This is a genomic window from Paenibacillus sp. GCM10027629, from assembly GCF_042676425.1.
In the GTDB taxonomy this organism is placed as follows: domain Bacteria; phylum Bacillota; class Bacilli; order Paenibacillales; family Paenibacillaceae; genus Paenibacillus_K; species Paenibacillus_K terrigena.
The window spans coordinates 1,211,123-1,224,127 of sequence record NZ_JBHTGZ010000009.1 but is presented as its reverse complement, the minus strand read 5'-3'; the positions used below and the strand labels follow the sequence as shown (position 1 = coordinate 1,224,127).

Genomic DNA, 13,005 nt, shown 5'->3' with positions numbered 1-13,005 from the left:
TGAGGAGGATGAATGTCTCGAATGTCGAGGCTTCTCCTCTTCATTTCGGATATAGGAGGCAATAGGGATGCCACAGAATGAATATGTGCTCGAAATGAACAACATTGTCAAAGAGTTCCCTGGCGTCAAAGCATTGAATCAGGTCACGCTTCAGGTGCGGCCGGGTACCGTCCATGCCTTAATGGGAGAAAATGGTGCGGGGAAATCAACGTTAATGAAATGCCTATTCGGGATCTATTCACCAGATGACGGTGAAATAAAACTCAATGGTGAACCTGTTGTAATACCGAATTCGAAGATCGCCTTAAGTCTTGGCATCTCGATGATTCATCAGGAACTACATCCGGTTCCGTATCGGAATGTAATGGAAAATTTATGGCTGGGGAGATTCCCAACGCACGGGTTCGGACCGATTCAGTTCATTGACCACCGTAAAATGGCACAGGATACCAGGGATTTATTCCGTGGATTGGATATTGATCTATCACCCGATACGATGGTTCATTCGTTATCCGTGTCAAAGGTGCAGTCCTTGGAAATCGCGAAGGCGGTCTCATTCCAATCGCGAATTATCGTGATGGATGAACCGACTTCATCGCTGACCGATGTCGAAGTGGAGCAATTGTTCCGGATTATACGAGGACTCCGGGAGCAAGGGGTCGCGATCATCTATATCTCGCACAAGATGGAGGAGATTCTGAGAATCTCCGATGAAGTGACGATTATGCGGGATGGCAACAAAATTGGTACTTGGCCAGCAGCAGATTTAACAACGGATTTGATCATTTCGAAAATGGTAGGACGGGATCTGACGAATCGATATCCAGAACGGGAACATGTTTCTGGGGAAGTCCTGCTTCAAGTGAAGGGACTGACTTCACCGTTACCAAAATCATTCAAGGATATTAGCTTTGATCTGCGGCGAGGGGAGATTCTAGGTATCGGCGGACTTGTTGGAGCCCAGCGGACAGAATTGGTAGAGGCGCTGTTCGGCCTTCGTGAGATTGAATCGGGATCTATTCTAATCAATGGGCAGCAGGTGCAGATCAAGTCTCCCGAGGTTGCGAAGAAGCATGGCATGGCTTTGTTAACGGAAGAACGAAGAGTGACTGGAATCTTTCCTGTGTTATCAGTCCATGAGAATGCCGCAATTGCGAATATCGATAAATACCAAAGGCCGTATCTGCTCTTGAATGAAAAGAAGAAGCGCGTTGATGTTGATGCGATGGTCGAGAAATTACGTACAAAAACGCCGTCCACGAAGGAGTTAATTATGAATCTATCAGGCGGCAATCAGCAGAAAGTCCTGCTCGCGCGTTGGTTGCTGACAGAGCCTGAAATTCTGCTCTTAGATGAACCGACGCGGGGAATTGATGTCGGCGCAAAATACGAGATTTATTCCATCATTGTGGAGCTTGCTAAGCAAGGTAAGAGCATCATTATGATCTCTTCGGAGATGCCAGAATTGATCGGGATGTCAGATCGGATCCTGGTGATGTGTGAAGGGAAATTAACGGGAATAGTCGATAGGGAGCAAGCGTCAGAAGAAGAAATTATGCGGTTAGCTGCACAGCACTAGTGTGTGTAAGGGAGAGAGCGAAGTATGGAAACCAAACGAATTCAGAGCTTCATATCACAGAACGCCATTTATATTGTACTAGTCCTTCTGATTGTGGCCATCGCAATCTATGATCCATCATTCCTCGGGCTGAATCCGCTTCGAGATGTCTTGAATCAATCGTCCACACGGATTATTATCGCGCTCGGCGTTGCATTTATATTAATTACAGGCGGAACAGACCTTTCCGCAGGTCGAATTGTTGGACTTACCGCCGTCGTGTCCGCTTCTATGCTGCAGGTGACGGATTATTCACGCAGATTCTTTCCGAATCTCGGGGAGATCAATTTTCTCCTCCCTATTGGGTTAGCTATTCTGGTCGGTCTCATCTTCGGATTGATCAACGGGGTCATTGTGGCCAAATTCAAAGTCCCGCCGTTCATTGCAACGTTAGGCACCATGGTCGCGGTGTATGGTGTGAACTCGCTTTATTTCGATATGGATCCGAATAACTCACAACCCATTGGTGGACTTCGTGATGACTTTACGAAAATCTTCGGTACAGGAAGCATCGGATTCGGCGGTGTCTCGATCCCGAATATTGTACTTATCGCGATCGCCGTTTCGATCTTGGTCTGGGTGATCTTTAACAAAACAAAGCTAGGGAAAAATATGTACGCCATAGGCGGCAATCAGCAAGCAGCCAAAGTATCCGGTATTAACGTGGGCAAAAATCTAATCTATATCTACTCGATTGCAGGCGCATTATACGGCTTGGCGGGTGTAATCGAAGCAGCGCGTACAGGCGGGGCAACGAATAACTACGGTAATATGTATGAACTCGATGCGATTGCAGCTTGCGTTGTCGGCGGTGTATCGACGACAGGCGGGATTGGAACGGTGCCCGGCGTTGTCACGGGTGTACTTATCTTCACCGTTATTAACTATGGTCTGACTTTTATCGGCGTAAGTCCGTATTGGCAGCTCATCATTAAAGGCTCCATTATTGTGGCAGCAGTTGCCTTCGACATGCGGAAATATGCAGCGAAACGGTAGATAGAAGTGTTACAGTGAAAAGATCGCCAACTCCCTGTTTTGTTAGGAGGATGGTGATCTTTTGGCGTTCTGGCATTTACATTCCTTCCGAAGACGTACGTAGAAGCTGAACGAAACTTTCCGCTGCAACAGATAATTTCATGTCTCTTCTCACAGCAAAGCCTATGCTACGAGGAGGGAGGGGATCGATGAGCCTCAGTTCAAACAGCTTTCCATGTAGAAGTTCATCATGTACGAATGAACGACTAATGAAAGCGGCCCCGTAACCTAATCTTGCAAATTCAACGAGTAAGTCAACGCTCCCGAGCTCAATATCTGGCTTGACCAAACGCCCTTTATCCGCAAACCATTGTTCGATGAAGATCCTCGTACTACTCCCCGGAGATAGCAAAATCAACGGCAGTGCTGCAAGTTCCTCCGTTGTAAGCAATCGATCTGCGAGCTCCTGATACGCCTCCCCAACGACAAAACAATCCTCCAGCACAGCTAGCGGTTGAATATGTAACTTTGGCTCTTGAATGGGCATGTGTAAGATGCCACAGTCGATCTCGCCTTCTATGAGGCGCTGCGTGATTTCGGGTGTCTTCCCATGAGAAAGACGAATGCGGATGCCCGGATATGCCTGATGAAAAGCATTCAATTGTGGCAGCAACAGATGCTTAATAAGCGAATCACTCGCCCCGATACGGATTTCTCCCTCGTTCAGTTGCTTCAGATTATGAAGATGTTTCTGACCTGAATCCAGCATCGCAAACGATTGCTCCACATATTGGAGCAATGCACGTCCTTCTTCCGTGAGTTCCACGCCTTTGGATTGTCGATGGAACAATTTCAGTCCGAGCGCCTCTTCCATTTGCTTTATCGCATAGCTTACAGAGGGCTGCGTAATATGGAGCTGCTGTGCGGCTTTCGTTAAATTTCTACATTGGGCTGTATGTAGAAAGATGCGATACCATTCCAAGTTCATCATGATATAGACCACCTCTATGACAACATGATAAAATTCCGATTTCACTTATTTCATACACCTTATTATAATCAGATTAATAGATAAAACAAAAGAGGTGGACGGAGATGGTATTCAATCAGCCGGATTGGGAAGCGCGTTCCCCGTGGTCGACCCACAACGATAAACAAGAAGTGAGGATCAATCCTCCTAGATCACCCATGAAAGGGAGTATTCGTGTACCAGGGAGTAAAAGTCTAACGAATCGAGCATTGATCATTGCATCACTAGCTGACGGAAAATCACAACTTCAAGGAATCTTAAAAAGTGATGATTCGTATTGGTGCATCGATTCGTTAACGAAGCTTGGTGTAAAGGTCGTCATTGATGGTGAGACCGCATATGTCGAGGGCACAGGAGGGGTATGGCCGAACAATGCTGGTGAACTCTATGTCGGTGCTGCAGGAACGGTGGCGCGATTTTTGCCCGGAGCGCTAGCCGTAGGTCATGGCGCCTGGACCTTGAAAGGGAGTAAACGATTGAGCGAGAGGCCGCTCTCCCCATTGCTAAGTGCTTTGACGACCTTAGGTGCGCAATTTGATTATCAGCAGTCCGAACGTTGTCTACCCTTTACGCTCCAAGCAAAAGGTCTACAAGGTGGAGAAGTCCATCTACCAGGCTCTACATCCAGCCAATTTATAAGCGGGCTGCTATTAGCCGCTCCTTACGCCACTGAACAGATCACTCTACACATAGATGGTGAAGTCGTTCAACGGGACTATGTCCAAATGTCACTCGATATGATGGCTTCCTTCGGGGTAACACCAGAAATATCCAATGACGAGCAATCCATCGTGATTCCTACAGGACATTATCAAGGGCAGCCTTATTTGCTTGAGCCAGACATTTCTACATGCTGTTATTTCTGGGCCTCAGCAGCACTGACATCAGGGTGCATTCGGATTGAAGGGGTGAACGCAGCGAACGCGAGTCAACCAGACATTGAAATCTTAGATGCATTAGAGCTTATGGGATGCAGCGTTCTCCGTGGCGACAGCTTTGTCGAAGTGAAAGGCCCGAGCCAGCTCAAAGGTGGCTTTACCCTGAGTATGAAGAAGTGGTCAGATCAGACGCTAACAATTGCAGCGATGGCTCCTTTTGCCGATGGACCGATTACACTGAAAGACGCTGCTCATATCAGGCATCATGAATGTGATCGTATTGCTGCGATCTGTAAGGAGCTCAGCAAACTCGGTATTCGGGTAGAGGAGCATCACGATGGCTTAACCATATATCCAGGCCAGCCGAATCCGGCTTTGCTAGATTCACATGACGATCATCGGATGGCGATGTCGCTTTCCTTGATTGGTCTAAGAGTACCGAATATACGGATTATGGATCCAGGGTGCGTGTCGAAGACCTGTCCAGATTATTTTGAACGATTGTCTGCACTCGGTGTAGACATCACATATTGAACGAGGGGGCGTATTGCAAATGGCAGGGAACACTTACGGTGAGATGTTCAAAATAACAACCTTTGGCGAGTCTCATGGTGCGGCAGTCGGTGTCATCGTGGATGGCGTGACGCCTGGCGTCGAGATCGACGAGACGTATATTCAGCGACAGATGGACAGACGAAAGCCTGGTCAATCCTCCGTGACAACACCTCGCAAAGAATATGATAAGATTCAGATTTTATCTGGTGTATTTGAGGGCAGAACAACGGGAACGCCGCTCGCGATCATGCTGCATAACCATGACATGAATCCTAGTGCATACGATGATATCCAGCACGCCTTTCGACCAGGACACGCGGATTTTACGTATTTGCAGAAATACGGCATTCGGGATTATCGGGGGAGTGGACGCGCTTCGGGACGAGAGACAGCTGCGAGAGTTGCTGGTGGTGCTGTAGCCCGTAAGCTGCTAGAGAGCAGAGGAGTACAGGTGGTGGCATATACCCGTGAGATCGGGGGGATTGCTTGCCAGACTTTCGACGAAGAAGCCATTGAACAGAATGCTGTGCGCGCCTGTGATCCCATAGCAAGTGCTGAAATGGTTCGTAAGATTGAGCAGTTGGCCCTGATTGGCGACAGCTGCGGAGGCATCGTAGAATGCAGGATTCGTGGGGTGAATCCCGGTCTTGGGGAACCGGTATTCGATAAGTTAGATGCCGAGCTCGCTAAGGCCATGCTCTCGATTGGCGCGGTCAAAGGCATCGAATTCGGAGCGGGATTCGCCGCAGCTTCCATGCTGGGAAGTGAGCACAATGACGCGATGAGCAGCAGCGGCTTCCTAAGTAATCATTCCGGTGGAATTATTGGTGGGATTAGCACCGGGCAGGAGATCGTATTTCGGATCAGCGTTAAACCGACTTCGTCGATTTCAGTACCTCAGAGAACGATCAACGTCAAGGGAGAGGAACAAGAGATTAAGACGGAAGGTAGACATGATCCATGCATTTGTCCGCGGATCGTGCCCGTCGTCGAAGCGATGGCATGTTTGGTGTTGGAAGATCATTACAAGCGGCAAGCTGCCATGCTAGGATAAGATCAGTTAACGAGAGCCCCGGATCGATTCGGGGCTCATTCACGTGCGTGTTACAGGAATACTTTGCTGTCGACGTACAACATGGGCTCTATCGAAGTCATGTGGGAGTCAATGGATACCTGTGTATCGTTATTCCGAGAAACTGCCCGTACCTTCACCGAACAATACAATTACTGCATACCCGATTATGATGAAAAAGTAAGTCCCTATATCGATCAAATTCGCCAGAAATCCAAATAATCAATACGCGTACAAGAGGAGCCTCAACGCAGAAAGGGGCTCTTTTCTATGGAAGAAGTTTAATGTCTCCAAATTTTTGAGTAGATGAAAGTGCTTACATCGATTAAGATGTAGCTAAGGCCGATAGAAGGGAGGAACAGTCTGCTCGTACATATTGATTCGATGTGTTAGAAGCATATTATACAATTCTAGGAGGAATACATGAAAAATAAAAATGCTAGATATAAGCGTATTTTATCTTTTGTATTACTACTCCCCCTTGTCGTTAGTATGATAACACCCGAGGCTTATGCCGCAGTGAATGGTGACGGAACGGATGTCATTAATGAGAATTATGCCGATCGGCTGAGCCTTCAGCCATTAGCACCGGCTTTCCGAGTTGAAACCCTACTGCGATGGTCTCCGAACACCGATCCAGACGCAGATTTGAACCGCGCAAGTATCCCCTTGAACACGAAACGATTCAAAGGCTCTCAGATAAACCCACTTGCACATCCACAGGCAGGCATTACCTCGGCTGCAATCACCACATGGAATCATGATGAAGCAAGCTCCGTCGGCAGCAATGAGTTCAATGTCTATGCTTTTGATAACTGGCAGCTGTTAGATTCCTATATTTATTGGGCAGGAACCAATGAAGGCATTTTCGCCATCCCATCCCCGGACATCGTCGATGCTGCGCATCGTAATGGCGTACCTGTTTACGCAACCGTGGGCTTCCCTTGGGGGTCCGGAACCCCAGGTGCACTGGCTGAGGTAACGGTGTTCACACAGCAAAATCCGGATGGAACGTTCCCCGTAGCGGACAAAATGATCGAAGTCGCTCAATACTACGGGTTCGACGGTTATTTCATGAACCAAGAGACCTATGGTGTGAGCAAGGCGACGGCAGAGCGTATGAATGAAATGATGCGGTACGTCAAGCGGAAATCGAACCTTCGGTTTAGCTGGTATGATGCTCAGTCCAATAATGGTAACGTATCCTACCAGAATGCAGTCAACAGCAATAACGATATGTATGTGAAGCCAGCTGCCGATGGGGCGTATGCGGTTGACGAGTTCTTCTTGAACTACAACTGGGGGACGAGTCAGATCAATACAACCGTTAGCACCATGAAAAGTCATAACCGTGATCCTTATGACGCTTATGCAGGCTTTGAAATCCAACAGAATTCGTATAATACCAATATAAATACAACGCCACTCCTCAATGAGCAGAAACAGCCCAAAGTTTCGATCGCCCTCTATACACCGAACTCTACGATGGGATTAGCCGCAAATCCAGCAGACTTTCATGAGAAAGAGAAATATTTATGGACAGGTCCGCAAGGGGATCCAACGCTTGCCGACGATTCATCCAATTGGAAAGGGATGGCCCGATTTGTAACCGATTCATCGGTCATTCAAGAGATACCTTTTACAACCAATTTCAATAGCGGACACGGGAAACAATATTTTGCCGATGGAAAAATAGCCAGTTCACAAGAGTGGAACAACCGCTCCGTGCAAGATATTATGCCAACCTGGCGCTGGTGGATTCGTAGTGTTGGCAGCAGAATCAATGTATCCTATGACTTTGATATGGCTTATAACGGCGGGAATTCGCTCAAATTCAGCGGTCCATTAAATGCGACTTCCGTGAATGACGTCATGCTGTACAGCACCAAGCTTCTGGTCACAGACAAGACAAGGGTTCGACTGGTGTATCAGAACAAGGCGGGAGCCGATGTTTCGCTTGGCGTGGCTTACAGTGCGGATTATGCACAGGACCAGATGAAGTATTATGCGCTGCCGAAGACCGGTGAAGGATGGCAATCGACAGTTATCGACCTGGGCGGAGAATCGGGGAAAACTGCGTATGCCCTAAGTCTTCGTGTTAGTAATACCGATAACCTGGAGAATACTGCGACTCATTTAGGCCAAATTTCTGTCTATGATGCAACCGCACCAATACTATCCGCACCGGAGAACGTCAAGATCGATGAGCAACTGATACGGACCGCCTATGATGCAGAAGCCCGTATGAGCTGGTCGCCGAAGCCGAACGTGCTCCATTACGAAGTCTATCAAAAGAATGCGGATGGGGCTGCAACACTCCTAGGTGTCACGCCGAATACCCACTTCTATGCATCGAATATGACGAGAACGGCTGCGAATGCTTCGCCAGATAATATCACAACGCTACAAATTGTTCCAGTGAATCAGGACTATAAGCGTGGTACAGCGACTGGAGTGGCATTCCAGTGGGGCATAGACACTTCAGCGACGGAAATCAGTGACCACTCGTCCTCGCCGAATGTCGCGCTGCACGCCAAAGTAACGGGGGTATCGGCTGCGAACGAAGCTGAGCCTGCTGCGAAGGCACTGGATGGAACAGCGACAGGGAACAGTAAGTGGTGCGCTACGAATAAACAGAGCGGTTACATGTCAATTGATCTTGGCGAGACGAAGACCATTCGCCGTTGGCGTGTGGAGCATGCCGAATATGGCGGTGAAGCCAAGGACATGAACACGATTGATTTCGAGCTGCTGTACAAGGATGAATCAGGAAATTGGATCAGCGCCAAGCGGATCCGTGATAATCACAGCGCAGTGACAGATATTATCCTGGATCAGCCTGTGACAGCCCGTGAATTCAAACTTCAAGTATACAATAGCGGTTCATCCCCATGGGGAGCGATCCGTATCTATGAATGGCAGATGTTCGAGCGGGGAGCTTTGCCGAAAACCGAGAACATCATGATGCATTTCGTAACCGCTAAGAATCTGGAAGGGGCTCAGGATCAAGTTGTACTGGAACGCGTTCGTCAGGGTCAGACGGTTCGATTATACAAATCATTGGATGCGAAGGAAGCATTAACGGAGAAAGTCGCTCCCAAAGACGGTACCTTAACGATTGAAGGGTTGGATTTCGGCCTGGCAGCAGGAAGAATCTATTACACGGTGCAAAGCGATGGATCTGATGAAAGTCTCAAGTACAGTACGGCATACGCCAAAGAACTCGGATCCAACCAACCCGAAACAACACTTACGGCTGATAGCAGCGTTGAATCCGGTAAGGAGTTCGGTATGAAGTTCGGACTTCGCGACGTAACCCAGAGCGTATACGCGCTGGACATGACGATGGAGTACGATTCGAAGTTGTTCCAATTTATCTCTGCCGATCCTGCTAAGGATGGAATCAGTCTCGTGTCGACCGTCAAAGACCAGCCTGGCAAACTGCGCTTCATTATAGCAAGTAACGGAACCGAAAATGGCATGAAGGGTGAGGTACAGCTATTGAAGCTGAAGTTCAAGGCAGCCAGGGTTGAGGAAGCCGCTGCAGCATCCATTTCAGTCAAAAATACCGTAATGGGCGATGATACCGGAATGGAAACCAAGGCATCTCCTATTGCGATTTCTGTTCAGATCAAGCCGGAGATCGTCCATCCAGGCATTCCGGGTGATGTGAACCAGGACGGCAAGGTAAGTATCGGAGATTTAGCGATGATCGCAGCGAATTACGGTACAACTTCCACAAGCCCGGATTGGGAACGCGTCAAACATATGGATGTGAACAAAGACTTGAAGATTGATATTGAGGACCTTGTGTTTGTGGCGAGCAAGATTATACAGTAAGAACTCGAAAGATATGGAACGCGCAACGAATTCATTGATCCCGTTAAGTCACTGACTTAACGGGATATTTTATTTGATATGTCCCATGAAAACATCACTACGCTCTAAGAATTGATCATCGACAAATAAGTCTTCAGAGAAACCAAGCTTTTGAGAAATTAATGGATGAACAGTGGATTATTGAAGTTAAAGTGGAAGGACTCCAATATCCATTTTTTTATACGATCCATAAACATCAACATTCTACATAAGGCCATAGAACATGACACAACCGATAAGAGATCAAGTATACTCGCTCCGCTCGATAATTTAATATGGGATCGGACGTTAATCAAAGAGTTATTTGATTTTGAATATCGATGGGAAGTGTATAAGCCAGTCGCTGAAAGATAATATGGTTATTATGTATTGCCTTAGATCAAGATTTTAAATTTGATTCATTTTAAAAGACCTATCACACGGACGCAAATTTTGTTTACATTTTGACATCATCCGACATCCTGCATATTCACAAATTTGCAAATAAGGTTATACTGGTATATGCGTTTTAAAATAACATACATGAATTGCACATCAGGAGGATATGGATGGGACAAACAGAGGGATCATTACAAAAAAAATTAAAACCTAGACATATCAGTTTTATGGCTATGGGCGGCGTGATCGGAACAGGAATTTTTAAAGGCAGCGCCGAAACGATCGGACTGGCAGGTCCGGGGGTTATCGTATCCTATGTAGTTGCAGGATTACTGCTGCTAGTTGTTATGGCTGCAATGACAGAAATGGCGACTGTATATCCAAATCGGAATATGAAGGACTTTATCCGAGAAGCGTTCGGAGAAAAGGTCTCATTCACTATGGGTTGGATGTACTGCTTTATGTGGTTGTCTGTATGTGTTATAGAGGTTATTGCTGCGGGCAGCTTTCTGCAATATTGGTTCTCAGATGCGCCGTTATGGTTGCTAAGTCTGGTCTGTGCCGCCTTTATTATTATAATTAATTTGATGAGCGTAGGTACCTTTGGAGAATTTGAATTTTGGCTGGCGGGCATTAAAATTGCCATGATTATCATTTTTATCGTGTTGGGTGGATGTCTGATATTCGGTATTATTCCAAGTGATAATACGCCTTATTTGCAAAATTTCACGAATTCCGGAGGGTTTTTTCCGAATGGCTGGACTTCAGTATTATCTGCAATGCTTGTCGTAATGTTCTCTTACGGTGGGTCTGAGCTGATCGGATTGACTCTTAATGAAACGGAGAACGCTGAACGTTTATTACCCAAGGTGGTTCGTAATTTTATTTTACGAATCATTCTGTTTTTCACCCTGCCGATTCTGGTTATCTGCGGTTTAATTCCATGGAATCAGTTGGGATCGGAGAGCAGTCCATTCGTACAAGTGCTTTCAGCGACCGGGCTGTCAGGCGCAGCTCATATTATGAATTTCATCCTGGTCACGGCTGTTCTATCGGCGGCCAATTCTGGTATTTACGGTGCATCACGAATGCTATTTTCCATGGCTGCAGCAGGAGAAGCTCCTAAATCACTAGCCAAGACGAACCGGAAGGGTAGTCCGGTAAATACGCTTTTGCTGTGTGCGGTCATTTTGCTTGCCGGATCCTTGTTGGGGCTAATCGCACAAGATCAGCTTTTCCGTATTTTGATGGCTGTTCCGGGATTCGTTGTGATTTTGGTTTGGATTTGTATCGCTTTATCCCAGCTGAAGCTGCGTAAGCAATATCCTGTTAAGCCTACCTTCAAGGTTTGGGGATATCCTTATGTAACAGGGTTTGTAGTTTTGTGTCTCGCTGTTATTGCAACCATGTTCCTGTTAGACAGTCAGAACCGAATTAGCATAGGGACTTGCCTTGCAGTCCTGCTCATTCTGATCGTAACGTCTTTTATCAAATTTCGTTCCAACCAATTAGGAAATAGAGGTGAGAACACACGTTCCGAAAATTAGTTGACATTCTATCTCATCGAATATATACTAATATCAAATTGAAAGAGTGCGGGAGAAGCACCTCGCAGGATTGGCTATCAAGCCTTTCTTGTGGGGTGCTTTTTTGCGCTTCTTTTGAAGATCATATGAGATTAGGAGATGATTGATTTGTTGCAAAGAAGAGGTGCAGATAACCGATATAAGATCGGTCTAGTAGTTCTAATTTTATGTTTCTTGCTGTTCCTGGTTAGACCACCATTTGTAGAAGCTTCAGATACTGGGTGGGATAGTGCGTTAACAAGCATTGATCAATTGCATGATAGCTTTTCCGCTTTAGAACTAACCAACAAACAGGATAAGCAGCAAATTCAGGTACTGCGCAAGCAAAACAATGAGAAGCTAAAAGAAATCAATATTCAAGTACAGCTCATAGACAAGGAGAAGCTCGACAGGTTGAAAACGGAAGCAGACAAGAGTCAGAAGAAATTCGCACCTTTACTTGCGGAATACACTGATATTGGCAAGAAAGCAGCAGAAGCCAGGAAACGCAAAGATCATAAATCAGTTCTTCTGTTTGAACTCAAGCGGAACCGTATGAAGGCTTCTGTTCTTGCAGCACGACAGGAGATCATGTTGAAAAAGGATGCTTTAACTACTGCGAAGAAGCAGGCTTCCGAAAAAGCCAAAATTGTAAAAGATATTTTAGTACCGGTGCAAACGCTAAAAAAACAAATTACAGCTGAGAACAAAAAAATAACAGATTTCAATAAACAAAGAATTGAGGCTGACAAACGTTATAAAGCAGCTGTCAAGCAGGGGGATGCCGTGAAGGTAGCTGCAGAATTGAGATTAATCGTTGGAGATCTAAGTCAAATTCATGCATCACAGAAAAAAATAAACGAATGGGAGACGATGATTCGGAGTGCCATTTATGCTGCAGAGGCCAAGCTTCCGAAATAAACGTATGGAAGAAATGCGAGATTACAAGCTGCAATGATTCTGAGGAAACCTAGTTGTTTTGGTGTGTTGTCATTTCTTTCCGTATGGTTTGTCCTTGAGATGGGTACAATTTAACTGATTTTCCCAAGTTGGTT

10 protein-coding genes are annotated in these 13,005 nt (G+C 46.4%); 9 read left to right on the top strand and 1 reads right to left on the bottom strand.

What is annotated here, in order from left to right; genetic code table 11:
* Nucleotides 1-67 precede the first annotated feature (67 nt).
* Complete coding sequence (locus ACFQZR_RS15030; RefSeq protein ID WP_379347186.1) at nt 68-1,579, top strand: sugar ABC transporter ATP-binding protein; 1,512 nt, start codon at nt 68-70, stop codon at nt 1,577-1,579.
* Between the two features lie 24 nt (nt 1,580-1,603).
* The gene (mglC, locus tag ACFQZR_RS15025; protein ID WP_379347184.1) at nt 1,604-2,614 is read left to right on the top strand and encodes a galactose/methyl galactoside ABC transporter permease MglC; all 1,011 of its coding nucleotides are present in this window, start codon (nt 1,604-1,606) and stop codon (nt 2,612-2,614) included.
* A gap of 76 nt (nt 2,615-2,690) precedes the next feature.
* Here the strand turns inward: mglC and ACFQZR_RS15020 are convergent, their stop codons facing one another.
* Nucleotides 2,691-3,584, bottom strand: a complete 894-nt coding sequence (locus ACFQZR_RS15020) for a LysR family transcriptional regulator (protein WP_379347181.1) — start codon at nt 3,582-3,584, stop codon at nt 2,691-2,693.
* A 104-nt stretch (nt 3,585-3,688) separates the two neighbouring features.
* On the opposite strand from ACFQZR_RS15020, the gene aroA reads away from it, so the two are divergent.
* The 7 genes from aroA (at nt 3,689) to ACFQZR_RS14985 (ending at nt 12,871) form a co-directional block, all read left to right on the top strand.
* Nucleotides 3,689-5,035, top strand: a complete 1,347-nt coding sequence (aroA, locus tag ACFQZR_RS15015) for a 3-phosphoshikimate 1-carboxyvinyltransferase (protein ID WP_379347179.1) — start codon at nt 3,689-3,691, stop codon at nt 5,033-5,035.
* Between the two features lie 19 nt (nt 5,036-5,054).
* Nucleotides 5,055-6,110 carry a chorismate synthase gene (gene aroC, locus ACFQZR_RS15010; RefSeq protein ID WP_379347177.1) on the top strand — a complete coding sequence of 352 codons (1,056 nt, stop codon included), beginning with the start codon at nt 5,055-5,057 and terminating at the stop codon, nt 6,108-6,110.
* Nucleotides 6,111-6,173: 63 nt separating this feature from the next.
* Nucleotides 6,174-6,350: an aminoglycoside 6-adenylyltransferase gene (locus tag ACFQZR_RS15005; protein ID WP_379347175.1), complete on the top strand. Its 177-nt coding sequence runs from the start codon at nt 6,174-6,176 to the stop codon at nt 6,348-6,350.
* 201 nt (nt 6,351-6,551) lie between these two features.
* A complete protein-coding gene (locus tag ACFQZR_RS15000) occupies nt 6,552-9,968 on the top strand; it encodes an endo-beta-N-acetylglucosaminidase (RefSeq protein ID WP_379347173.1) in 3,417 nt (1,138 codons plus the stop codon).
* Between the two features lie 165 nt (nt 9,969-10,133).
* Nucleotides 10,134-10,361, top strand: a complete 228-nt coding sequence (locus ACFQZR_RS14995) for a DNA glycosylase AlkZ-like family protein (protein WP_379347171.1) — start codon at nt 10,134-10,136, stop codon at nt 10,359-10,361.
* A 194-nt stretch (nt 10,362-10,555) separates the two neighbouring features.
* A complete protein-coding gene (locus tag ACFQZR_RS14990; RefSeq protein ID WP_379347169.1) occupies nt 10,556-11,932 on the top strand; it encodes an amino acid permease in 1,377 nt (458 codons plus the stop codon).
* 138 nt (nt 11,933-12,070) lie between these two features.
* Nucleotides 12,071-12,871, top strand: a complete 801-nt coding sequence (locus ACFQZR_RS14985; RefSeq protein WP_379347167.1) for a hypothetical protein — start codon at nt 12,071-12,073, stop codon at nt 12,869-12,871.
* Nucleotides 12,872-13,005 lie beyond the last annotated feature (134 nt).

What these genes read in the sequence shown, in the direction of transcription:
- ACFQZR_RS15020 (WP_379347181.1), bottom strand. Translation starts at nt 3,584, where the DNA reads ATGATGAACTTGGAATGGTATCGCATCTTTCTACATACAGCCCAATGT.
- ACFQZR_RS15000 (WP_379347173.1), top strand. Translation starts at nt 6,552, where the DNA reads ATGAAAAATAAAAATGCTAGATATAAGCGTATTTTATCTTTTGTATTA.
- ACFQZR_RS14995 (WP_379347171.1), top strand. Translation starts at nt 10,134, where the DNA reads ATGAACAGTGGATTATTGAAGTTAAAGTGGAAGGACTCCAATATCCAT.
- ACFQZR_RS15030 (WP_379347186.1), top strand. Translation starts at nt 68, where the DNA reads ATGCCACAGAATGAATATGTGCTCGAAATGAACAACATTGTCAAAGAG.
- mglC (WP_379347184.1), top strand. Translation starts at nt 1,604, where the DNA reads ATGGAAACCAAACGAATTCAGAGCTTCATATCACAGAACGCCATTTAT.
- aroC (WP_379347177.1), top strand. Translation starts at nt 5,055, where the DNA reads ATGGCAGGGAACACTTACGGTGAGATGTTCAAAATAACAACCTTTGGC.
- aroA (WP_379347179.1), top strand. Translation starts at nt 3,689, where the DNA reads ATGGTATTCAATCAGCCGGATTGGGAAGCGCGTTCCCCGTGGTCGACC.
- ACFQZR_RS14990 (WP_379347169.1), top strand. Translation starts at nt 10,556, where the DNA reads ATGGGACAAACAGAGGGATCATTACAAAAAAAATTAAAACCTAGACAT.
- ACFQZR_RS14985 (WP_379347167.1), top strand. Translation starts at nt 12,071, where the DNA reads ATGATTGATTTGTTGCAAAGAAGAGGTGCAGATAACCGATATAAGATC.